A 22082-nucleotide genomic window follows, 5' to 3' on the forward strand; every position below is an offset into this window, starting at 1 on the left:
CATGGAGCGCATCCCCATTCTGCAGATGGGTCAGTTCCTGCTGGTCACCATTCAGGTGGACATGCATGACCAACTGGCCATGACCCTGCAAGACGACTTGTCCGAACGCATCAGCGCCACGTCGGCGCGTGGTGTTCTTATCGATATCTCGGCGCTGGACATGGTCGACTCGTTTATCGGCCGCATGATCGGCACCATCTCCGGCCTGTCGCGCATCATGGACGCCGAAACCGTGGTGGTCGGTTTGCAGCCGGCTGTAGCCATCACCCTCGTGGAGTTGGGGCTGACCCTGCCGGGCGTGAGCACCGCGCTGAACGTCGAGCGCGGCATGAAGCTCTTGCGTGAGCGAGTTGGCGCGCAATGAACGTGCGCAGCAGCGGCACGCAACCGGTACGCATTGAGCAAGACGTGGTAATGGCTCGGCAGACGTCACGAAAGCTGGCCCAGGAATGCGGTATGCGCTTGATCGACCTGACCAAGCTGGTGACCGCCGTCAGCGAGCTGGCGCGCAACACCGTGGTGTATGGCGGTGGCGGCGACATGGACTGGCAAGTGCTGGACGACGGCGGCCGCACCGGCCTGCGCCTGACCTTCCGCGACGAAGGCCCCGGCATTCCCGACCTCAAGTTGGCAATGACCGATGGCTGGACGTCCGGCAGCGGCATGGGCCTTGGGCTGACCGGCGCCAAGCGTCTGGTCGACGAGTTCGAGCTGGACACGGCGCCTGGCAAAGGCACCCGCGTGACGATCACCCGATGGACGTGAACCTAGGCAGCTCCCTCACCCTGGTGCTGCATGTAGATGACGAAAGCCAGGTCGGGCACGCCCGCCGCGTGGTGCAGAAGCTCGCTGAAGACAGCGGCTTCAACGCCAACGATGCGGGCCGCGCGGCCCTGGTGGCCACCGAACTCACCAGCAACCTGCTCAAGCACGCCGGCCGTGGTGAGCTGCATGTGCGCACGCTGCCGTTTTCCGAGTCCACCGGCATCGAGCTGGTGGCGGTGGATCGCGGGCCGGGCTTCGACGTGCACAACTGCCTGGCCGATGGTTTTTCCACCGGCGGCACGCAAGGCATTGGCATGGGCGCGGTGGATCGGCAGTCGGATGTCTTCGATGTATTTGCCGACGCCCGTGGTGCGGTGCTGATGGCGCGGTTGTACCCGCGCGGCAAACACAGCGCCGACCTGCGCTTTGGCGTCACCCAGCATTCGCTGCACAACGTACCGGCGTGCGGCGATACCTGGCACCTGGTGGTCAAGGACAACCATGTCAGCGCAATGATCATCGACGGTCTCGGCCATGGCGAAGAAGCCGAAGAAGCCTCACGTGCTGGCGAAGTCGCTTTCGCCGCCTCGCCATTTTCAGTACCGGTGGTGCTAATTGACGATATGCACCGGGCCATGTGCGGAACCCGAGGTGGCGCGGGCGCCGTGGCGCAATACAACGCTAACACCGGCAGCCTGCATTTCGCTGGCATCGGCAATATCGGCGCTACGCTTATAACGGCCGACAAAAGCCGTGGCCTGGCTTCGCACCCTGGCATTCTTGGCGCCCAGTTTCGCAAGGCACAGGGTTTCGACTTCGCCGACTGCGGCGGCCAGCTGCTGGTGATGTTCAGCGACGGCCTGCAGTCGCGCTGGAACCTGCGTGACTACCCAGGTCTGGTGCACCGCCACCCCGCCGTGGTCGCCGCCGTACTGCACCGTGACTTCTGCCGGGGCCGTGATGATGTAACCGTATTGGTCGTTCCACTGGAGGCAGCCAATGGCTGACAGCGATATTCAGGCGCGCCTGCACGCCGTGCTGGCTGAAAACGAAGCGCTGCGCGCCGAGCTCGAAGAAACCAATCAGGGCGTGCTGGCCTTGTATGCCGAGTTGGATACGCAGGCCGATGAGTTGCGCCAAGCGTCGGATTTGAAAAGCCGTTTCCTCTCGTACATGAGCCACGAATTCCGCACGCCGCTGGGCTCGATTCTGAGCATCACCAGCCTGCTGGATGACGAACTGGACGGGCCATTGAGTCCCGAGCAGCACAAGCAGGTGGGCTTTGTGCGCACCGCCGCCAGCGAGCTCAGCGACATGGTCGACGACCTGCTCGACCTGGCGAAAATCGAGGCCGGGCGCATCAGCATTTCGCCGGACTGGTTCGATATGTTCGATCTGTTCTCGGCGCTTCGCGGCATGTTCCGCCCCATCGTCGATGGCAGGTCGGTGGACCTGGTGTTTGCCGAACCGGTGAACATGCCCAGGCTCTACACCGACGATAAAAAGCTGGCGCAGATTCTGCGCAATTTCATTTCCAACTCGTTGAAGTTCACCCAGCGCGGCGAAGTGCGCGTGTCCGCGCGTCTGGAAAGCGACACCGAAGTGCGTTTTGCCGTGTCGGATACGGGGATTGGCATACCGGCAGAAATGCACGGCACGCTATTTGAAGATTTCTCGCAAGTGGACTCACCGCTGCAAAAACGTTTCCGTGGCACCGGCCTGGGTCTGTCATTGTGCAAACGCTTCGCCGGTTTGCTGGGCGGACGCGTTGGGGTGGAAAGCGAACCCGGCGTCGGCTCGACTTTCTACGTGATTATTCCCTTTGCAATTGGTCAGGAAAAACCCGATGAAGACTGACGTTCATTTGCTGATCGTCGACGACAACGTAGCGACGCGGTATGCCTTGCGGCGCCGCCTTGAGCAGCAAGGCTATGTCATCGACGAAGCCGGCACAGGTGCTGAAGGCCTGGCGCTGATTGCAGCAAATGAGTACGACGGGTTGATTCTCGACGTGAACCTGCCGGACATGACCGGCTTCGACATCGTGCGCGAGATCCGCCAGCACACGCGAACCGAACTGGTGCCGGTCATTCACGTATCGGCTGCCTCGATTCAGACCCACGATATCGTCACCGGCCTTGAGACCGGCGCCGACGCCTACCTGACGCACCCCATCGACCCCGAGGTGCTGATGGCCACGCTGCGCACTTTGCTGCGTGTGCGTGACAGCGAAAACGCCCTGCGCGAAAGCGAAGCGCGCTTCCGCGAGATTTTCCGCAACGTGTCGGCGCCCATTGCGGTGATCGACGAACAGCTCAACGTCATCGAAAGCAACCAGGCGTTTGCCCAGTTGCTTCACGGCGACGAACGCCTGCTCGAACACATCGGCGCGGGCCAGGACGAGCCGTTGATCGAACTGCGCAAACAGGTGCTGGCCGGCGAACGCTGGAAAGGCACCCTCACGCTGCAGGTCAACGGCGAAAATCGCGAGACCGAGTGGCAGGTATCGCCCTATCGCCTGCCCGGCCACAGCCTGGCATTTGTTGAAGACGTGACCGAACACCGCGAACGAGATCGCGCCCAGCGCCAGCAGTTGGACAAAGCCCACAGTCGCATCGCCCAGGAAGTCGCCGAGCGTGCGCGTACCGAAGAACAACTGCTGCAAGCGCAAAAAATGGATGCCCTCGGCAAGCTCACTGGCGGCATCGCCCACGACTTCAACAACATGCTCACCGGCATTATTGCCGCCGTGGAATTGATGAAGCGTCGCGTTGAAGACCAGCGCTACGACACCCTGATGCGCTACGCCGACGCCGCGCTAAGCTCGGCCAACAGTGCCGCCGCACTCACCCATCGCCTGCTTGCCTTTGCCCGCCAGCAGCCGCTGGACACACGCCCTATCGATATCAACGAGCACGTGCTGTCGCTAGAGGAAATGCTGCGTCGCACTATTGGCGAACGCATTTCCCTGACGCTGGAACTCACCGCCGGCACCTCGATCGCGATGGTCGACCCGTTCCAGTTCGAGAGTTCGGTACTCAACCTCATCATCAACGCGCGCGACGCGCTGCCCAAAGGCGGCAGCATTCGCATTGCTACCTACGCGACGGTGGTTTCAGGCAACGCCAAGTTGGAAGACGGCACCTATATCGCCCTGTCGGTTCGTGACGATGGCGTGGGTATCGATGAGTCAGTGATCGGCAAAGTCTTCGACCCGTTCTTCAGCACCAAACCGGTCGGCCAAGGCACCGGCCTGGGCCTGTCGAGTATTTATGGCTTTGCCCGCCAGTCGGGCGGCGATGTGAGCATTCGCAGCCGCATCAACAAAGGCACCGAAGTGGTGTTGCTGTTGCCGGCTGGCGATGCTTTGCCCGCCACTGAGGCCGCGCCTGCGACCAAGCCGCAACAAGGCAGCGGCGAGCATGTGCTGATCGTTGAAGACCTGGCCTCGGTCAGCGCGCTGATGTCGGAAATTCTCAGCGATGCCGGCTACACGTTCACCCAGGTGTACGACGCGGAAGGCGCGGTGCAAGCGCTCAAGCAGGACCCCTCCATCGACCTGCTGCTCACCGACATCGGCCTGCCGCGCATGGACGGCCGCGACCTGGCCGCCCTCGCCCGCACCATGCGCGCTGGCTTGCCGGTGCTGTATGTGTCGGGCTACGCCGAAAACGCCCTGGACCGCCAGGACCTGGCCGGCACCGGCATGGACATGCTCAGCAAGCCGTTCAACAGCAACGACCTGCTCGAACGCATCCGCGCCCTGCTAGACCGCTAGGCCGTTTCGCGCCATCCATCGACGGGCTCGATGAATCTGCGCCCATAAAAAAGCCGCCCACAGGAGGCGGCAAATAAAACCAAAGGTGATGAAGGGAGCAATGCACTGAATTAGTCTCTGAATTCAGTGCGTTGGGGATTCATCGCGGCCAAGAGTAAGGCCCAGCCCGCCAAACGCACCATTAATAGCGTCGATAGTAAAAATTGAAATAAGCAGTTTTACCGATGGTTTCAAACCGCGTATTTATCCCATCCGCTGCATAGGCTGGGACTTCCTATAGCTCAATAACGTCCCGCCCGTGGTTTGCCTGCTCGCCAGGCTGACCCGAAGCGCCGTGCAGCGCCTGCCGCCTTTAGCAACAACAACACATGCCAAGAACCGTTATTGGGAGCACCTATGTTCAATCGCACACGCATCGCGCTGGCCTGCGCGCTGGCCTCGCTGAGTCTTTCCCCGGCGTTTGCCAGTGAGCAATCCGAGTCCAAGGGCTTCGTTGAAGACAGCAGCCTCAACCTGCTGCTGCGCAACGCCTACTTCAACCGTGACTACAAAAATGGCGCCGCCGATCGCAAGGTTTGGGGCCAGGGCTTTATCGGCACGTTCGAGTCCGGTTTCACCCAGGGCACGGTCGGCTTCGGCGTTGATGCCTACGGCCTGCTGGGCATCAAGCTCGACAGCGGCCGTGGTCGCAATTACGGCGCCTTCTTCGACACCGATAGCGACGGCCACCCGGTAGACGACCTGTCTGAAGCAGGCGGCGTGGTGAAGCTGCGTATCTCCAACACCGTGCTGCGTTACGGCAACCAGTTCCCATCGTTGCCGGTATTGGCGTACGACGATTCGCGCCTGCTGCCACAAGCCTTCACCGGCACCCTGGTGACCAGCAAGGAAATCGAAGGCCTGGAACTGAACGCCGGCCGCTTCACCGCGGACAGCCCAATGGGCGACGCCGCGCGCGACCCGAACCGTCTGAAAAGCATCGACGTGATCGGCGGCAGCTATGTCGTGAACGACGCCCTGAGCGTGGCCGCTTACCACTCCGATGTGGAAGACACCTTCAAGAAGTACTACGGCAACGTGAACTTCACCCAGGTGCTGAGCGAGAACCAGGCGCTGAACTTCGACTTCAACATCTACCGCACCGATTACGACGACAACGCCCAAGCGGCGCTGGATTTCGGCGGCGACGGCAACAACGACAGCAACACCTTGTGGAGCCTGGCGGCCAAGTACAGCGTCGGCGCTCACGCCTTTATCGTGGCGCACCAGCGCAGCAGCGGCGACGCGGGCTACGCCTATGACTACGGCGACGGCGGCAGCACCATTTACGTGGCCAACTCCTACTACTCCGACTTCAACCTGAAAGATGAAGAGTCGTGGCAGGTCAGCTACGAGCTGGACTTCACCGAGTACGGCGTCGCCGGCCTGAGCTACAAAACCGCCTACGTGCGCGGCAGCAACATTGATGCCGGTGGCGAGCAGGACGGCACCGAGCGCGAATTCTTCAACCAGGTGAAATACGTGGTGCAGGACGGCTCGTTGAAAAACCTGTCGCTGAAACTGCGTAACTCGATCTACCGTGCCGACCGCGACGTCGGCCCGAACCTGAACGAAGTTCGCGCGTTTGTGGAATACCCGCTGGAAATCTTCTGACAACCGCGCCGGCATCGCTCGGCGCCACGTTGACAGCGTACGGGGTGAGCAGTGGGAAACCGCTGTTCACCCCGTTTTCGTTTCAGCACATCGGTGCAAGCAGCCAGCGCCTTAACCCGCCACTATCGAGCCTTCCCAAATGGGCCTGCGTGCCCACCTGACAGAGGCTCGCCATGCTCACCACTCGCTCGAACGCCGCGTTGTTGCTCACTCCGTTTCTGCTGCTGGGCGCCGCCTTGGCACCGCTGGCCGCGCTGGCAACACCGCCTGCACAGATAAAAACCCAAGCGCCCGGCTACCAGCGCTTGGCGGTGGGCGACTATGAAGTGACCGCGTTGTTTGATGGCTACAACGACCTCGGACCGTCGTTGCTCAAAGGCTTGTCGCAGAAAGAAATTCGCGCACTGCTGGCACGCAAAAACATCACCTCGGTCGGCGTGCAAACGGCGTTCAACGCCTTTCTGATCAACACCGGCAAGAACCTGGTTCTCGTCGACACCGGCGCCGGCAAATGCATCGGCCCAACGGCCGGCGGCTTGCCGGACGTTATTCGCGCGGCGGGCTACAGCCCGGAGCAGGTCGACACCGTATTGCTCACCCACATGCACCTGGACCACGTGTGCGGCCTGGTTGACGACAAGGGCGCGGCGGTATTTGCCAACGCCGATGTGTACGCGGCAAAAGCCGAAGCCGACTTCTGGCTGAGCAAGGAAAACCTCACGAAAGCACCGAAAGAAGCGCAGGGCTTCTTCCAGATCGCGCAGAACTCCACCGCGCCGTATGCAGCAGCCGGCCACCTGAAAACCTTCACGCCGGGCCAGGAGCCGATTGCTGGCGTAAGCACCCTGAACCTGGCCGGCCACACGCCGGGCAGCACTGGCTATGCCTTCGAGTCGAACGGGCAACGCATCATTTTTATGGGCGACATCATTCACAGCTTCGCCGTGCAGTTTGCCCATCCGGAAGTGAGCATCGGCTTTGATAACAACGGCACCGAAGCCATTGCTGCGCGCAAAAAGCTGTTCACCCAAGTGGCGCGGGACAACACGTGGGTAGCTGCGGCGCACCTACCGTTTCCGGCCATCGGCCATATCCGCGTAGAGGGCAAAGGCTTCGCCTGGGTGCCGGTGGAGTTCGGGCCGTATCAGCGCGCCGCGAAAGTGCCGCTGGTGGACTAACGCCTGGGCTCAGGCATTGCGCCCGCTGGTGAATTCGGTGAAGGCCACCAGCGGCAGCGGTTTGCTGAACAGGTAGCCCTGAAATTGCTGGCAACCGTTGTCGAGCAGAAATTGATGCTGGGCAGCGGTTTCCACGCCTTCGGCAATCACCGTCAGGCCCATGTTGCTGCCCAGGCCGATGACGGTGCGCACAATGGCTTCGCTGTTGTGGTCGGTGAGTACGTCGCAGACGAAGGATTGGTCGATCTTCAGCTTGGTCAACGGCAACTGCTTGAGGTGGCTGAGCGATGAGTAGCCGGTGCCAAAATCGTCCAGCGCGAAGGTGATGCCATGGCTGACCAGATTGGCCATCTTGCGCGACAGCTCTTCCATGTCTTTGACCACCATGGTTTCGGTCACTTCCAGCTCAAGTCGGCTGGGGTCAATGCCGGAGCGTTTGATGAGCGCCAGCATGTCGGATTCGAAACTGGCCTGGTTGAACTGCTTCTGGCTGATGTTCACCGCCAGACACAGATGCTGCATGCCCGGTTCGTCCATCCAGATGCGCAGTTGCGCGCACGCCGTTTCCAGCACCCACTTGCCAATTGGAATGATCAGACCGGTTTCTTCGGCATGGGGAATGAACTTGCCCGGCGCGATCATGCCGCGCTTGGGGTGAAACCAGCGCAGTAAGCCTTCGGCGCCGATAACCCGGCCGTGACTGTTGAGCTGCGGCTGGTAGTGCAGCTGAAACTGGCCGGTGGATAGCGCTTCCAATAGCTCGCTTTCCCAGGCCGACCGTTGCACAGCATCGGTTTGCAGCACATGCAGCATGGCGAACAGCGAAAGGATGGCTGCGCAGGTGTTCACCCAGGTGCCGGGGCCGCGCGTGGCGTCCGGCAGGCTGTGACCGGGCAGCGGCGTCCAGTAACTGCCGGCCAGCCCGATAAAGCTCAGCAGACACACCGCAATGACGCTGTAGCGCAGCCAGCGCGGCTCGTCGCGGAACGCCATCATGGCGGCCACGCCCAAGGGCAATAGATACAGATGCGTGGAGCGCGGAATGCTGGCGTTGGGGACGTCCAGCACCAGCGAAATGCCAATAATCACTAGCAGCAACACGCCGAATAACAGCAACCGCGCGCTTCGGTCGTGGTGCACCCAGCTCAGCACGAACACGGCCACGCCCGTGCCCATCAGCACCAGGTCGATGCCGACAATCAACCAATGGCCGTGCAGGGAAAAATAGACCGCCCAGATGCCGCCCAGCACCCACATCACGAAGCTGGCCAGCACGCGCACACGTCTTTCGCGCCGGTGGTGGATAAGCGACAGGTCGGAGGAATTCCAGAATTGCTGTAAGCGTTTGCCAGCCATCAGCGGCGACCCATCTCAAGGAAAACCATGGTGGCAACACTCCAGAAACGCCGCTCGCGGACACGGCGAAAACAACGGAATAGGCGGTTGGAAGGGACTGAAGAGCACGCGCTTTCACGCTCGTGTTCAGTTAAGGAATATAGCCAGCCCCTCCCATTGCGCAATACACCCGTGGCGGCTCAGGGCGCCAATTGCTCGTAAGCCTCCAGCGCTTTGAGCGAGTACACGTAGGCGGCGCCGGCATTCAGGGAAATGGCCGTGGCCAGGGTTTGCGCCAGCTCTGCCTCGGTTGCTCCGGCCTTGCGCGCCGCTTGCACGTGCACACCAATACAGCCGTCGCAGCGGGTGGTGATGGCCACGGCGATGGCGATCAGCTCGCGGGTTTTTGCATCCAGCGCATCGCCTTCGGCCGCGGCGTCGCTCAAAGCGCCATAGGCCTGCAGCATTTTCGGGTGGGTTTTGCCGAGTTTGCCAAAGGCTTTTTTCACGGCGGGCACATATTCAGACCAGTTGAACAGCATGGTGGATTCTCCTATGTTGGCGGCGGGCTGCCGGTGGCCTCAAGGCCGACGAACACAGTGTCGGCCGTTCGCTTGGTGCGGTTTTTTCCGCAACGCCCATCCATTTGCCGAATCGTCCCAAATGCATGCCTTCGACCATCTGATTGCCCTGGCCAACCTGCGCGGCGTGCTCGACTTGCACTGCCAATTGCAAGGCGATTGGGCCTTGAACCACCCGCCGTTGCCCGCTGGGCAAGCCAGTTATCACGTGATTCTTGAAGGCCAATGCCGCCTGGAATTGCCCGGTCAGGCGCCCGTGCCACTGCGTGCCGGAGATGTGGTGTTGCTGCCACGCAGCGCTGTGCATGTGCTGGCAGCAGGCGATGCGGGACGAAGCAGCACGTCCGCGTTGCGCAAACTCGCCGAACCAGGGCGCATTACCCAATTGCGCAACGGCGCCGGCAGCGGCGAATTGAACATGCTGTGTGGGCGTATCGATTACTTGCCTAACGCCACCTTGCTGGCGGCACTGCCCGAGGTGCTGGTCATTAACGCCAGCGCGCCGCCCCAACACGAGCGACTCAACGCCCTTATCACCCTCATGCGCCTTGAAGCCGAGGGGCAGCAAGTGGCCAATCAGTCGGTGGTCGACGGGCTTTCGGTGATTCTGTTTACCCTGGTGTTGCGCCATGTCTGTGAGCACCAGCACGAACTGCCAGGCGTATTCGCGCTGCTGCGCGACAAGCGCCTGGCCAAGGCGGCGCAGGCATTACTGGCCGACTTGAGTCAGGCCTGGTCGGTGGAAAGTTTGGCGGAGTGCGCGAGCATGTCGCGCTCCAATTTCGTCCGTGCGTTCGTCGCCGCCACCGGCATTGCGCCGGCCACTTGGCTGATGCAACTACGCATCGAGCGCGCTCAGCTATTGTTAAAGCGAAGCGCTGCGCCGGTGAGTGACATCGCGCTGGCGGTGGGCTATCCCACCCTCAGCTCGTTCAGCCGAATGTTCAAACAGCAAACCGGCGAAACGCCCGCCCAGCACCGGCTACGGGTGACGACTGCCTCACAGCAACAATGAGCAGCCTGTCACATTCCGCGCCGTTGAATTATCCTTGGCTTCGTCGGATTTTTCCCAGAGGGTCATTAATGGCCAGAATGATCTTCCCTGCCGCTTGCGCCAGGTTACAAAACCACTTCGCGCCGCTTGGCTTCGAAGGCGTATTAAGCTCGCCGACCTCCATGACCGCCCGGGTCTACGACCCGCAAACGGGCGAAAATCTGGTGGTGATCACCTGCATTCCGTGCGGCGCCACGCTGTCGGAAGAAGACGTGGAAATCATCGCCCAGGCCATCGAAATCGAGATTGAAGTGCTGCAATTTCGCGCCAAGCGGGCAGGCGACAGCCGATCCGGTTAAGCCTCTCCGCCGCCCGGCCCGTTAAGCTTCTACAGATACGCCGCAATCGCGGCCATCGCCCGTTCCACGTAACCCTCTTTCTCTCCCACAGGCGCCACGTAATGGATGGCCGCTTCCGCCGCGTCGAGCCCTTCAAGGCGGGCGATGGTCCAGGCCGCCAAGTATTGCGACGCTAGGCAGCCTCCCGCCGTGGCGACGTTGCCATTGGCGAAGAACGGCTGGTTCAACACATCGACACCCGCCTCCATCACCCACGGTTTGGTAGTCAGGTCGGTGCAGGCCACGCCGCCCTGCAACAAACCAAGTTTGGCCAGAATCAATGTGCCGGAGCATTGCGCGCCGATCAGTTGTCGCGCGGGGTCCAGCTTCAGTTGCGCCATCAGCTCGGCGGACTGCACCACCTCGCGGGTGGCGATGCCGCTACCCACAAGCACCGCATCCGCTTCGCACGCCTGCTCCAGGGAAATGTGTGCATCCATCCACACGCCATTCATTGACCGCACCCGCGCCGACGGGCTGGCGATGGACACCGTCCAGCCAGGCGTTTTCACGCGCTGCAAAATGCCGAAAGGAATCAGGGAGTCGAGTTCGTTGAAACCGTCAAAGGTCAGAATGGCGATGTGCATGGAAGCGTCCGTTGGAGAGTGGCTCGCCGGCATCTTATTCAGCCTTGCTCAACGCAATCAACGAATGGTTGCATCAGCCCCGCTGCTATCATCCAGCCAGCAACTTCCTCGCAACGGCACAGGCGATTCCCATGCAACGCGCAGACAAAACCCGCCTCAGACCCTGGCTTATTTTCTGGCTGTACGCGGTGGCGGTCGGCCATCTGGTGGGCGGCTTGTTGATGACATACCTGGGCGATGCCGCCGCGTTGGCCGATTACCACCGCAACATCGAACTTGCGTTTCAGAGCGGCGGCACAGCGGCCAACCTGCACGGCCTGCAAGTGTGGTGGTTCGCCTTGTTCGGCGCCACGGTGCAAAGCTACGCGCTGTTTATGGGCGCATTGGTGTACCTGGGCAATCGCTACCGCAGCCGCGTGGCCTGGGGAGCAATGATCGCGGGCGTGGTGTTGTGGGGGCCACAAGACATCTGGATGTCCATGCAGGCGGGCGTGTGGTCACACGTCTGGGTCGACTGCTTCGCCATGGTTAGCTTGCTCGTGCCGCTGGTATGGCTGCTGCGCCAAGACAGTGCCCCGGCGGCGCTCAGCCAAGGCCTCAGTGCCCCAGCGCACAACCCCTTCACCGAACTTGCTCATCAGCGCGTATTGATCACCGGAGGTACCGGATTTATCGGTGAAACGCTGGTCAAGCAACTCTTGGACGGCGGGCACGAGGTCACCGTGTTCGCCCGTAACCCGCGGCGCGCCGCCTTCCAATTTAACGGTCGAGCACGATGCGTTAGCAGCCTTGCCGCGCTGACCGAATGGGACGCCTTCGACGCCGTCATTAACCTGGCCGGTGCGCCGGTGGCGGGGCCAAGATGGTCGGCCAAGCGTCAGGCGCAACTGCTCGCCAGCCGTGTGGGTGTCACCGACGCCTTGGTCGCCTGGCTGGAAAAAGCCCGGCACAAACCCAGCGTATGGCTGCAAGCCTCGGCCATCGGCTACTACGGCGTGCGCAGCCCGGACGAAGTGCTGACTGAAGACAGCGCAAAAGGCGGCGGATTTATGGCCGAACTCTGCGCCCGCTGGGAAGCCTCCGCCGCCGCTGTGCAAGCAGCTGGCGTGCGCCAAGTGGTGATGCGTTTGGGCGTGGTGTTTGGCCCCGGCGGCGCGCTGCAACCGTTGCTGCTGCCCCACCGTTTCGGCCTCGGCGGACGCCTGGGCAGCGGTAAACAAATGATGAGTTGGATCCACCGCGAAGACCTGCTGCGCCTATTCGCCCGTGCGCTCGCCGACTCCAACATGCACGGCACCTACAACGCCGTCGCCCCCGAAGCCATCAGCCAGGCGCAGTTTGCTGCCACCGCAGGCCGCTTGCTTAATCGGCCCGTGTGGCTGCACCTGCCGGCTGCCCCGGTTCGTCTACTGGCCGGTGAAATGGCGCAACTGTTTGTCGACGGCCAGAACGTAACGCCGGCTCGGCTGCTGAGCGAAGGCTTTAGCTTCCGTTATCCGAACCTTGAAGGTGCGCTGCGGGATCTGGCTTAGTCACTACTGGCTTGTTACCGAATTAGGAGGAAACGATGGGCACCCGAGGCAACGATAAGCAGATCGATAACATCGAGTTCAACGTCGCTGATATCGAACGCAGCAAAGTGTTTTACGGCAGCGTATTTGGCTGGACCTTCACCGACTACGGTCCAACCTATTGTGAATTCAGCGACGGCCGGCTCACCGGAGGCTTCACCACAGGCGAGCCCGTGCGCCCCGGTGGGCCGTTGGTGATCGTGTATGGCGAAGACCTGGCGGCCACGCAGGCCCGTGTGGAAGCAGCGGGCGGCACCGTCAGCAAAGCAGTATTCAGCTTTCCAGGCGGGCGCCGGTTTCAGTTTCTGGATTTGGATGGGTATGAGTTGGCGGTGTGGTCGGCGTAGCGTGCTTGTTCTGAATCGAAGCAGCGTCTGCGCGCTGCTTCGCCAGTGCGTCGAAGCCTTCTAGTATCTCCGTGAAGATATTACGGTCCGCCATGATTTGGCCGCTCAATAAGGAAAGGGCCGCTATCCTGCCCTTCCCTACGGCCGCGAGTCGACAGCAAACCTCACCTACCATCCGTTTCCCACGCAGCTCTGCGTAACGACTTAACTCGCCGCCATCCACCGCTTGTACTGACGCGTGCGGCGCAGTGTTTTCAGCTGTTCTAACACCAAGGCTTTAAGTGGCGAAACACCAGGCTTGGGCTGTTTGCCACGGCTGAGTTGGTTGAGCTGAAACTTCACCACTGCCATGTAGGCCAGCGAGGCGAACACTTTGTTTTTCCAGTTGATCGGCGCCAGTTCAGGGCTGCTGGCCTCGCCGGCCTGCCAGCGTTTGGGCAATGCAGGATCAATGGACAACGCCGTGGCAATGCCGGCCATGGCGACGCCGCTGGCCAGCACCTGTTCGACAACGGGCAAGCGGCGAATGCCGCCGGTGACCATCAGCGGCATGCGTGCGGTTTTGGCGATGTCGCTGGCGAACTCGAGGAAATACGCCTCACGCGCCAGCGTACGACCGTCGCGCGCCTGGCCTTGCATCGCGGGCGCTTCGTAGCTGCCGCCGGATAGCTCGACCAGGTCCACGGGCAACTCGTTGAGCAGTTCCACCACCTTCAACGCATCGGCGCCGTCGAAGCCGCCGCGTTGGAAATCGGCCGAGTTGAGTTTGACCGATACGCCGAACGCCGGGGCGACGACGGCACGCACTGCCTTCACCACTTCCACTAACACGCGCGCGCGATTTTCCAGGCTGCCGCCCCAGCGGTCGGTGCGTTGGTTGCTCAAGGGCGACAGGAATTGGCTGAGCAGGTAGCCGTGCGCGGCGTGGATTTGCACGCCGTTGAAGCCGGCTTGTTCGGCTAGCTGCGCACTGGTGGCGAAGCGTTGAATCAGCTCGGCGATGTCCGCCTCGCTCATTGGCTTGGGCTCGGCGAACATTTTCGACATGCCGCCCAGTTGCAGGGAAACAGCCGAAGGTGCGACGGTTTGCTGACCCAGGCTGGCCTGCATTTGACGGCCGGGGTGGTTGAGCTGCATCCACACCTGAGCGCCGTGGCTGCGGCTGATGCGCGCCCACTGACGGAATTTATCCAACTGCCGCGCGTCTTCCAGCACTACGCCGCCCGGGCCGGTCATGGCGCGGCGGTCGACCATCACGTTGCCGGTCAGAATCATCCCGGCGCCGCCTTCGGCCCAAGTCTGGTACAGGCGAAACAGTTCGGGCGATGGCCCCTGGTCCGCATCGGCCAGGTTTTCCTCCATCGCCGCTTTGCAAATGCGGTTGGGAACGGTGGTGCCGTTGGGCAATTGCAGCGGCGAAAAGACAGGCATCTCAAACTCCAGAGAAAAATGCAGTTGGCTGAAGACGCGAGCCTAAGGTTAAAGTCAGCTTTAAGGTCAACCCCTCTTTTATCGGGCGAAGCACCGCCTTGGAGTACTGATGAAAATTGGCGAACTGGCACAACGCACCCAACTGGCTCCGTCCCGCATTCGCTACTACGAAGCCAGCGGCCTGATCGCCGCGCAGCGCCACGCCAACGGCTACCGCCACTACCCGGCCCATACAGTGAGCACGCTGGAAATCATCCTCAACGCCCAGCGCGCCGGTTTCAGCCTGGAAGAAATCCGCCGCTTCCTGCCGGACAACAATCCGCAGGGGCTCGACCACGGCGAAATTCTTGTCAGCCTGCGCCGCAAAGTCGTCGAAATCGAAGACATGCAGCAGCGTCTGGCGCAGAACAAAGCGCGACTACTGGCGATCATTGGCGATATCGAAAACCGCCCCGAAGGCATGGGCTGCGGCGATAACGCTGAGCGGGTGCTGGAGAATATGCGGGAGGGGAAGACGGCAGATCGCAATCACGGCTAAAGCCGCTCCTACAGAGAAAAGCGTTGGCCTAGATGCGCGTGTGCTCTGCCTTCAGTGGGAGCGACTTTAGTCGCGATCTCTGCAAACGGTGAACGCCGGCAGACAATTGTTCGACGCCTATCCCACTCGCGCCAACGTCAACGGATCTGCATGCCCGGCAAAGAAATGCTCAAGCACCTGCGAGAAAATATTCGGCTCGTGGGTCAGCGTGGCGAACAGGGTCATGCAGGAGCACAACTTGGTGTCGTCGGGGCTGCCGAGAATGTCGCGGGCGCTGCGGTCGGGCCAGGCCAGCAATGCGTTGGTGCAGGCATGCAGGCGGGGGCCGAGGATGGGATGGGTGATGTAGGCGTTGGCCTCATCGAGGCCAGAGATTCCGTAGAACTCGGAATTGGCGCTGTGCCCCAGGCCTTTGAGCTGCGGGAAGATAAACCACATCCAGTGACTTCGTTTCTGTCCGGCCTGGATTTCGGCGAGGGCCTGATCGTAGGTGGAAGCTTGGGCGTCGACAAAGCGTTGCAGGTTGTGGATATCGGCCATTGGCTGGGCTCCGGAAGTGACGGTCTAGGGGGTTGGACCGAGCACGTTCCAGAGTGTGCGAACTTTAATTGATGGCCAAACGGCATCACCGGATGTGCGGTACGCCCCACACCCGGTGAATCACCTCACCACATCAAATCGTCGGGAATCTTGTACGCCGCGTACGGATCGTTGGCGTCGTCTTCCTCGGTTTGCACGTTCAGTTGCACGATGCGGCGCGGGTCGCGTTCCTGAATTTTCAGCGCGGCTTCGCGGGGAATCACTTCGTAACCGCCGCCATGTTGAACAATGGCCAGCGAGCCGCTGCTGAGCTTGTTGCGCATCAGTGCGTTGACGGAGATGCGCTTGACCTTCTTGTCGTCAACGAAGTTGTAGTAGTCCTCGGTGGTCAGCTTGGGCAGGCGGCTCGACTCGATCAATTGCTTGATCTGCGCGGCTTCGGCTTTCTTCTGCGCCTTTTCCTGCTGCTGACGATTGAGTTCCTGGTCGCGGGCAATCTTCTCAGCCTTGGCTTCGAGTGCAACGCGCTGCTGCGAGTCGTCGACCTCAACCTGGCCTTTGTGCTCGAGGCGCTTTTGCTTTTGCTTTTCCTTGCTGACCTGTTTGGCCTGCTTCTCGTTGACCAGGCCGGCTTTCAGCAACTGGTCACGCAATGACATGCTCATGCTTGATGACTCTCTCAAGGGCACCGGTAAAAAACGCCGCTATTCTTCCACAAGCCAGGGCGAACACCTACCCGGCCGACTCTTCTAACTGCCTATCCGCAACTGGCTATGCCTGCCTGCCGCTCTTCGCGTTTGGCTTGGCCCCAGATGGCGTCCAGCTCTTCCAGGCTACACGCCTGAATATCGCGGCCCTGCTCGCGCAGCACCTGCTCGATAAAACGGAAACGCCGCTCAAACTTGGCATTGGCGGCGCGCAATGCGGTTTCCGGGTCGGCCTTCAAGTGCCGCGCCAGGTTGACGACCACGAACAGCAAATCGCCGATTTCCTCGGCCATCGCGTCAGTGTCGTTGGCGCTCATGGCTTCCAAGACTTCGTCGAGTTCTTCACGCACTTTATCGACGACGGGCAACGCTTCGGGCCAATCGAAGCCGACCTGCGCCGCGCGCTTTTGCAGCTTGGCGGCGCGCGACAGCGAGGGCAGCGTGGTCGGCACATCGTCGAGCAACGACAACTGTTCCGGCGCTGCGGCTTTCTCGGCGCGTTCTTCGGCTTTGATTTCTTCCCAGCGCTGCTTCACGGCGGCTTCGCTTAGCCGCGCCATGTCGGGGGCGCCATAGAGGTCGCCGTCCGGGAACACGTGGGGATGGCGACGCACCAGCTTGCGGGTGATGGCATCGACCACCGAAGCGAACTCGAAGCGCCCCTCTTCTTTCGCCAGTTGGCTGTAATACACCACCTGAAAAAGCAGATCGCCCAACTCCCCCGGCAAATGCTCGAAATCGGCACGTTCAATGGCGTCGGCCACTTCGTAAGCTTCTTCGATGGTGTGCGGCACGATGCTGGCGTAGTTCTGTTGCAAGTCCCAAGGGCAGCCGTACTGCGGGTCGCGCAGACGGGCCATGAGGTGCAGGAGGTCAGGAAGTTGGTACATGAAAAACGTCCCAGGTAGCTGAGCGTAGCGAGTGCCGTAGGTCAGGAGGTTCGGTGGCGGCGCACTTCAATAATGTTCGGCAACTGCGAGATGCGACCGAGCAACCGGCCCAACGCATCCAACCCCGGAATCTCGATGGTCAGTGACATGGCCGCGGTGTTGTCTTCCTTGTTGGACCGAGTGTTAACCGCCAGCACGTTGATCTTCTCGTTGAGCAACACCTGCGACACGTCACGCAGCAGACCCGAGCGGTCGTAGGCGCGAATGATGATGTCCACCGGATAGGTTTGTACCGGCACCGGACCCCAGCTCACTTGAATGATGCGCTCGGGCTCGCGGCCGCCCAGTTGCAGCACCGAGGCGCAGTCTTGGCGGTGAATGCTGACGCCACGGCCCAGCGTGATGTAGCCAACGATGGCATCACCGGGCAATGGCTGGCAGCAGCCGGCCATTTGCGTGAGCAGGTTGCCGACGCCCTGAATCTGAATGTCGCCGCGCTTGCCCGGTTTGAAGGCGGTGTGACGGCGCGGAATCAGCTCAAGCTGTTCGTTGCCACGTTCCGGCTCGACCAATTGCTGCGCCGCATTAACCACCTGAGCCAGGCGCAAGTCGCCAGCGCCCAGCGCAGCGAACAGGTCGTCGGCGGTGCGCATGTTGGCCTTGTCCGCGACTTTGTCGAAGTCGACGCTGGGCAAAGCCAGACGCGCCAATTCACGCTCCAGCATCGAGCGACCAGCGGCCACGTTCTGGTCGCGGTCTTGCAGCTTGAACCAGTGAACAATCTTGGCCCGCGCCCGCGAGGTGGTGACGTAACCGAGGTTGCTATTCAGCCAGTCGCGGCTCGGCACGCCATGCTTGCTGGTGATGATTTCCACCTGCTCGCCGGTTTGCAGGCTGTAGTTGAGCGGCACGATGCGACCATTGATCTTCGCGCCCCGGCAGTTGTGGCCGATCTCGGTGTGCACGCGGTAGGCAAAGTCCAGCGGCGTAGCGCCTTTGGGCAGGTCGATGGCATGACCGTCGGGGGTAAATACGTACACGCGGTCGGGCTCGATATCCACCCGCAGCTGTTCGGCCAGGCCACCGATATCGCCCAACTCCTCATGCCATTCCAGCACTTGGCGCAGCCAGGAAATTTTCTCTTCGTAGTGATTGGAGCCGGATTTGACGTCGGTGCCCTTGTAGCGCCAGTGCGCGCAAACGCCGAGTTCCGCTTCTTCGTGCATGGCGTGGGTGCGAATTTGCACTTCCAGCACCTTGCCCTCCGGACCGATTACCGCAGTGTGCAAGGACCGGTAGCCGTTTTCCTTAGGATTGGCGATGTAATCGTCGAACTCCTTCGGAATATGCCGCCACAGGGTGTGGACGATGCCGAGCGCGGTGTAGCAATCGCGCATTTCCGGCACCAGCACACGCAGCGCTCGCACGTCGTAAATCTGGCTGAAGGCCAGCCCTTTGCGCTGCATTTTGCGCCAGATGGAATAGATGTGTTTGGCCCGGCCGCTGATGTCGGCCTGCACGCCCGTGGCCGCCAACTCGTCTTTGAGCTGGGCCATTACGTCAGTGATAAAGCGCTCGCGGTCCAGGCGCCGCTCATGCAGCAAGGTGGCGATCTGTTTGTACTGTTCGGGCTCGAGGTAGCGGAAAGACAGGTCTTCCAACTCCCATTTGATATGACCGATACCTAGCCGGTGGGCGAGCGGCGCGTAGATATCGAACACCTCGCGAGCCACGCGCTGGCGCTTTTCGTCGTCACCGTTTTTGATCGCACGAATGGCGCAGGTCCGTTCGGCCAGCTTGATCAGCGGCACGCGCACGTCATCGACCATCGCCACGAGCATTTTGCGCAGGTTGTCGACTTGCACTTGAGTGCCCAGCACCAGCGATTCACGCGGGTTGAGGCTGGCGCTGATGGCGGCCATGCGCAGCACGCCTTCGATCAGCTTGGCGACCACCGCACCGCAGCGCTGCTGCACGTTGGCCAGGGGAATTTGGCCCTCACGCACGCCGCGATACACAACGGCGGCCACCAAGGAGTCCTGGTCGAGTTTGAGGTCGGCGAGAATTTCGGCAATTTCCAGGCCCGTGCGAAAGCTGGATGTGCCTTCGGTCCACAGGTTCTGGGCCGCGTTGGCTTGCTGCTCGGCTTCGCGAGCGAACTCGCAGGCGGCTCGCAGGGCCTCTCGATCCAGCGCCGGGTCGACGCTCAGCACGTAATCGAGCCAGGCCTCTAGGTTGATGCTGCCATCCGTGTTGATCGGTTGCTGCGCTCTAACCTGTACCATCGTTTACCTTCCCTACGACGCGCAGTAAACGCGCCGAATACGCCGACCTCTGCGGGCCAGTCGGTTACGCGAACATCCTAGTCCGCCACAAATAACGCCATCGCCTCGACATGCGCCGTCTGCGGAAACATATCGAGGATTGCGGCACGTTTTAGCCGGTAACCCTGTTGCACCAATACCGCCGCGTCACGGGCCAGCGTGGCGGGGTTGCAAGACACATACAGCACACGCTTGGCACCCAATTTCGCCATGCCCTCAACGGCCTGCAATGCGCCGTCTCGCGGGGGGTCCAGCAGCACTGCAGAAAAACCTTGAGCGGCCCAGGGGGCGCCGGCAAGCGAGTTCGACAAGTCGGCCTGATAAAAGTGCGCGTTGCTCAGACCATTGGCCAAGGCATTGCTCGCCGCCCTCTCCACCATCACTTGCACGCCTTCCACCGCGACCACTTCCTGCGCCTGACGAGCCAGCGGCAAGCTGAAATTACCCAGGCCGCAAAACAAATCCAGCACCCGTTCGTGGGCTTGCGGTGCTAACCAGTCTAGCGCCTGGGCAATCATTGCCTCGTTAACCGGCGCGTTCACCTGCACAAAATCACCGGGGCGATAGGCTAGCTGCAAATCCCACTGCGCTAACCGGTACCCCAGTGCCAACGTGGTATCCAAAGGTTGCGGGTCGCCGGCGCCGTGTAGCCAAAGCTGCGCGTCATGCTCGGCGCAGAACGCCTGCAGCGCGGCCACGTCGGCCTCTGGCAACGGCGCGGTATGACGCACCAAAACGGCGCTGGCCGTTCCGCTGAACAACTCGACGTGGCCCAGCGCCTGCGGCTTGGACAACCCGCGCAACACCTGCGGTAACACTTGCACGATGGTCTGCAAGGGCTGTACCAGCACGGGGCATTCGCTGATGGCGATGATGTCTTGGCTGGCGGCAGCGCGAAAACCAACGTCCAGGCGCTTGGCTTTGACGTCCCAACGCACGGCGATACGCGCACGGCGGCGGTAGCCGAACTCCGGGCCAACCAGCGGCGGCGCCCACTCTTCGGGCTGCACACCGGCGATGCGGCTGAATTGCTCGGTCAACTGTTGTTGCTTCAACAGCAACTGTTGCTCGTGGGGCATGTGTTGCAGGCTGCAGCCGCCACATACCCTCGCATGCCGGCACGGCTCCGGGCGGCGTGACGGGGCGGCCACCAGAATACGTTCGGCGCGGGCATCAACGATTTGGCTGCGGGCGGCCAGCACCCGCGCTTCCACCTGTTCACCCGGCAAGGCGCCCGCGACGAACCAGGTGCGGTTCTCGAAAAAGCTGATGCCACGGCCGTCATTGGCCAGGCGTTCAATCTCCAGGCGCTGCTTTTTGCCGACCGGAATTTGCACGGCGCGCGTGCCGCCGCTGGGTTGAAAGCGCAGCCCCGTGGGTTTCTTAGCCATTAGCGTGGGTCATCGTAGACGCCAGTGGACAGGTAACGGTCGCCGCGGTCGCAGATGATCGCGACGATGGTGGCGTTCTCCACTTCTTGCGACAAACGCAACGCCGCCGCCACCGAACCGCCCGACGACACGCCGCAGAAAATGCCTTCTTCACGCGCCAGGCGGCGCATGGTGTCTTCGGCTTCGCGCTGGAGCATGTCGATGATGCGGTCGACGCGCTCGGCTTGGTAAATCTTCGGCAAATACTCTTGCGGCCAACGGCGGATGCCCGGAATGGCGGAGCCTTCCATGGGTTGCAGACCGACAATTTGAATGGCCGAGTTTTGTTCTTTCAGATAGCGCGAGGTGCCCATTATGGTGCCGGTGGTGCCCATGGAGCTGACGAAATGGGTAATGGTGCCCTGGGTCTGCCGCCAAATTTCCGGGCCGGTGCCGGTGTAGTGCGCAATGGGGTTGTCGCCGTTGGCGAACTGATCCAGCACGATGCCTTTGCCTTCGGCTTGCATACGCTCGGCCAGGTCTCGGGCGCCTTCCATGCCGTCTTCCTTGCTGACAATGATCAGCTCGGCACCGTAAGCGGTCATGGCCGCTTTGCGCTCGGCGCTCATGTTGTCCGGCATGATCAGAATCATGCGGTAGCCCTTGATCGCCGCGACCATGGCCAGGGCGATGCCGGTGTTGCCGGAAGTGGCTTCGATCAGCGTATCGCCAGGCTTCACCGCGCCACTGAGTTCGGCGCGGGTAATCATCGACAAGGCCGGACGGTCTTTTACCGAACCGGCGGGGTTATTGCCTTCCAACTTCACCAATAACGTATTGCTGGTGTTGCCCGGCAGGCGCTGCAAGCGCACCAGTGGGGTGTTGCCGACGGTGTCGGCGATCGTTGGGTAGGTAACAGGGGTAGTCATGAAAGCGGTCCGATCCGTTCCAGCGGGGGCGACATGATAGCGAGAAATTGCCTGCGCAACCTCCTGATCGTCCGCGAAAGGTCGCTTGGACGTGTGCGCCGTTCGGTAGGCAAACACCCCGTGCATCCGCGCAGGCGCCGCCGCAAGCGACGGGAGTTTGAGTAAA

Annotated in this window: 22 protein-coding genes; 12 read left to right on the top strand and 10 right to left on the bottom strand. The window is 61.5% G+C overall.

Annotation, left to right across the window (positions count from 1 at the left end; all coding sequences use genetic code 11):
- Position 1: 1 nt before the first annotated feature.
- The 7 genes from AC0IW7_RS00335 to AC0IW7_RS00365 all read left to right on the top strand — a co-directional run bounded on the left by AC0IW7_RS00335 (position 2) and on the right by AC0IW7_RS00365 (position 7374).
- Positions 2–364: an STAS domain-containing protein gene (locus tag AC0IW7_RS00335; RefSeq protein ID WP_122452678.1), complete on the top strand. Its 363-nt coding sequence runs from the start codon at positions 2–4 to the stop codon at positions 362–364.
- The gene (locus AC0IW7_RS00340; protein ID WP_122452677.1) at positions 361–765 is read left to right on the top strand and encodes an anti-sigma regulatory factor; all 405 of its coding nucleotides are present in this window, start codon (positions 361–363) and stop codon (positions 763–765) included. Before AC0IW7_RS00335 ends, AC0IW7_RS00340 begins: the two co-directional genes overlap by 4 nt.
- Positions 756–1772: an ATP-binding protein gene (locus tag AC0IW7_RS00345; protein ID WP_471815325.1), complete on the top strand. Its 1017-nt coding sequence runs from the start codon at positions 756–758 to the stop codon at positions 1770–1772. The genes AC0IW7_RS00340 and AC0IW7_RS00345 overlap by 10 nt, the downstream gene beginning before the upstream one ends.
- A complete protein-coding gene (locus tag AC0IW7_RS00350; RefSeq protein ID WP_471815326.1) occupies positions 1765–2622 on the top strand; it encodes a sensor histidine kinase in 858 nt (285 codons plus the stop codon). The genes AC0IW7_RS00345 and AC0IW7_RS00350 overlap by 8 nt, the downstream gene beginning before the upstream one ends.
- Complete coding sequence (locus AC0IW7_RS00355) at positions 2612–4543, top strand: response regulator (RefSeq protein WP_471815327.1); 1932 nt, start codon at positions 2612–2614, stop codon at positions 4541–4543. The genes AC0IW7_RS00350 and AC0IW7_RS00355 overlap by 11 nt, the downstream gene beginning before the upstream one ends.
- Positions 4544–4939: 396 nt before the next feature.
- Positions 4940–6196 (top strand): OprD family porin, encoded by a 1257-nt coding sequence (locus AC0IW7_RS00360; RefSeq protein ID WP_471815328.1) that lies wholly within the window; start codon positions 4940–4942, stop codon positions 6194–6196.
- Positions 6197–6369: 173 nt separating this feature from the next.
- Positions 6370–7374 (top strand): MBL fold metallo-hydrolase, encoded by a 1005-nt coding sequence (locus AC0IW7_RS00365; RefSeq protein WP_471815329.1) that lies wholly within the window; start codon positions 6370–6372, stop codon positions 7372–7374.
- A 9-nt stretch (positions 7375–7383) separates the two neighbouring features.
- Here AC0IW7_RS00365 and AC0IW7_RS00370 read toward each other — a convergent pair whose 3' ends face one another.
- Positions 7384–8730: a putative bifunctional diguanylate cyclase/phosphodiesterase gene (locus AC0IW7_RS00370; RefSeq protein ID WP_471815330.1), complete on the bottom strand. Its 1347-nt coding sequence runs from the start codon at positions 8728–8730 to the stop codon at positions 7384–7386.
- Positions 8731–8909: 179 nt separating this feature from the next.
- On the bottom strand, positions 8910–9251 hold the full coding sequence (locus AC0IW7_RS00375; protein ID WP_122494014.1) for a carboxymuconolactone decarboxylase family protein: 342 nt from the start codon (positions 9249–9251) through the stop codon (positions 8910–8912).
- A gap of 121 nt (positions 9252–9372) precedes the next feature.
- Here AC0IW7_RS00375 and AC0IW7_RS00380 point away from each other — a divergent pair, with 121 nt between their 5' ends.
- Both AC0IW7_RS00380 and AC0IW7_RS00385 read left to right on the top strand, forming a co-directional pair.
- Entirely contained in the window at positions 9373–10305 is a 933-nt protein-coding gene (locus AC0IW7_RS00380; protein WP_463550337.1) for an AraC family transcriptional regulator, read from the top strand.
- A 68-nt stretch (positions 10306–10373) separates the two neighbouring features.
- A complete protein-coding gene (locus AC0IW7_RS00385; protein WP_471815331.1) occupies positions 10374–10643 on the top strand; it encodes a DUF1652 domain-containing protein in 270 nt (89 codons plus the stop codon).
- 29 nt (positions 10644–10672) lie between these two features.
- On the opposite strand, the gene AC0IW7_RS00390 is transcribed toward AC0IW7_RS00385, so the two are convergent.
- Positions 10673–11269 (bottom strand): DJ-1/PfpI family protein, encoded by a 597-nt coding sequence (locus tag AC0IW7_RS00390; RefSeq protein ID WP_471815332.1) that lies wholly within the window; start codon positions 11267–11269, stop codon positions 10673–10675.
- Positions 11270–11400: 131 nt separating this feature from the next.
- Between AC0IW7_RS00390 and AC0IW7_RS00395 the strand changes: the two genes are divergently transcribed.
- A complete protein-coding gene (locus AC0IW7_RS00395) occupies positions 11401–12801 on the top strand; it encodes a TIGR01777 family oxidoreductase (protein ID WP_471815333.1) in 1401 nt (466 codons plus the stop codon).
- A gap of 35 nt (positions 12802–12836) precedes the next feature.
- Positions 12837–13187 carry a VOC family protein gene (locus AC0IW7_RS00400; RefSeq protein WP_471815334.1) on the top strand — a complete coding sequence of 117 codons (351 nt, stop codon included), beginning with the start codon at positions 12837–12839 and terminating at the stop codon, positions 13185–13187.
- A 204-nt stretch (positions 13188–13391) separates the two neighbouring features.
- On the opposite strand, the gene AC0IW7_RS00405 is transcribed toward AC0IW7_RS00400, so the two are convergent.
- On the bottom strand, positions 13392–14618 hold the full coding sequence (locus tag AC0IW7_RS00405) for an NADH:flavin oxidoreductase/NADH oxidase family protein (RefSeq protein WP_471815335.1): 1227 nt from the start codon (positions 14616–14618) through the stop codon (positions 13392–13394).
- A 109-nt stretch (positions 14619–14727) separates the two neighbouring features.
- Between AC0IW7_RS00405 and AC0IW7_RS00410 the strand changes: the two genes are divergently transcribed.
- Positions 14728–15156, top strand: coding sequence for a MerR family transcriptional regulator (locus tag AC0IW7_RS00410; protein ID WP_471815336.1), 429 nt, complete (start codon positions 14728–14730; stop codon positions 15154–15156).
- Between the two features lie 117 nt (positions 15157–15273).
- Here the strand turns inward: AC0IW7_RS00410 and AC0IW7_RS00415 are convergent, their stop codons facing one another.
- From AC0IW7_RS00415 to cysM, 6 genes are all read right to left on the bottom strand, one after another.
- Positions 15274–15696, bottom strand: a complete 423-nt coding sequence (locus AC0IW7_RS00415; RefSeq protein WP_122494026.1) for a DUF1810 domain-containing protein — start codon at positions 15694–15696, stop codon at positions 15274–15276.
- A gap of 125 nt (positions 15697–15821) precedes the next feature.
- Positions 15822–16361, bottom strand: a complete 540-nt coding sequence (locus tag AC0IW7_RS00420; protein WP_122494027.1) for a DUF2058 domain-containing protein — start codon at positions 16359–16361, stop codon at positions 15822–15824.
- Positions 16362–16453: 92 nt separating this feature from the next.
- Complete coding sequence (gene mazG / locus AC0IW7_RS00425; protein ID WP_471815337.1) at positions 16454–17293, bottom strand: nucleoside triphosphate pyrophosphohydrolase; 840 nt, start codon at positions 17291–17293, stop codon at positions 16454–16456.
- A gap of 41 nt (positions 17294–17334) precedes the next feature.
- Positions 17335–19578: a GTP diphosphokinase gene (relA, locus tag AC0IW7_RS00430; RefSeq protein ID WP_122494029.1), complete on the bottom strand. Its 2244-nt coding sequence runs from the start codon at positions 19576–19578 to the stop codon at positions 17335–17337.
- A gap of 77 nt (positions 19579–19655) precedes the next feature.
- Positions 19656–21008 (bottom strand): 23S rRNA (uracil(1939)-C(5))-methyltransferase RlmD, encoded by a 1353-nt coding sequence (gene rlmD, locus AC0IW7_RS00435; protein ID WP_471815338.1) that lies wholly within the window; start codon positions 21006–21008, stop codon positions 19656–19658.
- Positions 21008–21916: a cysteine synthase CysM gene (gene cysM, locus AC0IW7_RS00440; protein WP_471815339.1), complete on the bottom strand. Its 909-nt coding sequence runs from the start codon at positions 21914–21916 to the stop codon at positions 21008–21010. The genes rlmD and cysM overlap by 1 nt, the downstream gene beginning before the upstream one ends.
- Between the last annotated feature and the right edge of the window lie 166 nt (positions 21917–22082).

The sequence above is a fragment of the Pseudomonas sp. AC229 genome, assembly GCF_979254655.1.

What these genes read in the sequence shown, in the direction of transcription:
- AC0IW7_RS00335 (WP_122452678.1), top strand. Translation starts at nt 2, where the DNA reads ATGGAGCGCATCCCCATTCTGCAGATGGGTCAGTTCCTGCTGGTCACC.
- AC0IW7_RS00340 (WP_122452677.1), top strand. Translation starts at nt 361, where the DNA reads ATGAACGTGCGCAGCAGCGGCACGCAACCGGTACGCATTGAGCAAGAC.
- AC0IW7_RS00345 (WP_471815325.1), top strand. Translation starts at nt 756, where the DNA reads ATGGACGTGAACCTAGGCAGCTCCCTCACCCTGGTGCTGCATGTAGAT.
- AC0IW7_RS00350 (WP_471815326.1), top strand. Translation starts at nt 1,765, where the DNA reads ATGGCTGACAGCGATATTCAGGCGCGCCTGCACGCCGTGCTGGCTGAA.
- AC0IW7_RS00355 (WP_471815327.1), top strand. Translation starts at nt 2,612, where the DNA reads ATGAAGACTGACGTTCATTTGCTGATCGTCGACGACAACGTAGCGACG.
- AC0IW7_RS00360 (WP_471815328.1), top strand. Translation starts at nt 4,940, where the DNA reads ATGTTCAATCGCACACGCATCGCGCTGGCCTGCGCGCTGGCCTCGCTG.
- AC0IW7_RS00365 (WP_471815329.1), top strand. Translation starts at nt 6,370, where the DNA reads ATGCTCACCACTCGCTCGAACGCCGCGTTGTTGCTCACTCCGTTTCTG.
- AC0IW7_RS00370 (WP_471815330.1), bottom strand. Translation starts at nt 8,730, where the DNA reads ATGGCTGGCAAACGCTTACAGCAATTCTGGAATTCCTCCGACCTGTCG.
- AC0IW7_RS00375 (WP_122494014.1), bottom strand. Translation starts at nt 9,251, where the DNA reads ATGCTGTTCAACTGGTCTGAATATGTGCCCGCCGTGAAAAAAGCCTTT.
- AC0IW7_RS00380 (WP_463550337.1), top strand. Translation starts at nt 9,373, where the DNA reads ATGCATGCCTTCGACCATCTGATTGCCCTGGCCAACCTGCGCGGCGTG.
- AC0IW7_RS00385 (WP_471815331.1), top strand. Translation starts at nt 10,374, where the DNA reads ATGGCCAGAATGATCTTCCCTGCCGCTTGCGCCAGGTTACAAAACCAC.
- AC0IW7_RS00390 (WP_471815332.1), bottom strand. Translation starts at nt 11,269, where the DNA reads ATGCACATCGCCATTCTGACCTTTGACGGTTTCAACGAACTCGACTCC.
- AC0IW7_RS00395 (WP_471815333.1), top strand. Translation starts at nt 11,401, where the DNA reads ATGCAACGCGCAGACAAAACCCGCCTCAGACCCTGGCTTATTTTCTGG.
- AC0IW7_RS00400 (WP_471815334.1), top strand. Translation starts at nt 12,837, where the DNA reads ATGGGCACCCGAGGCAACGATAAGCAGATCGATAACATCGAGTTCAAC.
- AC0IW7_RS00405 (WP_471815335.1), bottom strand. Translation starts at nt 14,618, where the DNA reads ATGCCTGTCTTTTCGCCGCTGCAATTGCCCAACGGCACCACCGTTCCC.
- AC0IW7_RS00410 (WP_471815336.1), top strand. Translation starts at nt 14,728, where the DNA reads ATGAAAATTGGCGAACTGGCACAACGCACCCAACTGGCTCCGTCCCGC.
- AC0IW7_RS00415 (WP_122494026.1), bottom strand. Translation starts at nt 15,696, where the DNA reads ATGGCCGATATCCACAACCTGCAACGCTTTGTCGACGCCCAAGCTTCC.
- AC0IW7_RS00420 (WP_122494027.1), bottom strand. Translation starts at nt 16,361, where the DNA reads ATGAGCATGTCATTGCGTGACCAGTTGCTGAAAGCCGGCCTGGTCAAC.
- mazG (WP_471815337.1), bottom strand. Translation starts at nt 17,293, where the DNA reads ATGTACCAACTTCCTGACCTCCTGCACCTCATGGCCCGTCTGCGCGAC.
- relA (WP_122494029.1), bottom strand. Translation starts at nt 19,578, where the DNA reads ATGGTACAGGTTAGAGCGCAGCAACCGATCAACACGGATGGCAGCATC.
- rlmD (WP_471815338.1), bottom strand. Translation starts at nt 21,008, where the DNA reads ATGGCTAAGAAACCCACGGGGCTGCGCTTTCAACCCAGCGGCGGCACG.
- cysM (WP_471815339.1), bottom strand. Translation starts at nt 21,916, where the DNA reads ATGACTACCCCTGTTACCTACCCAACGATCGCCGACACCGTCGGCAAC.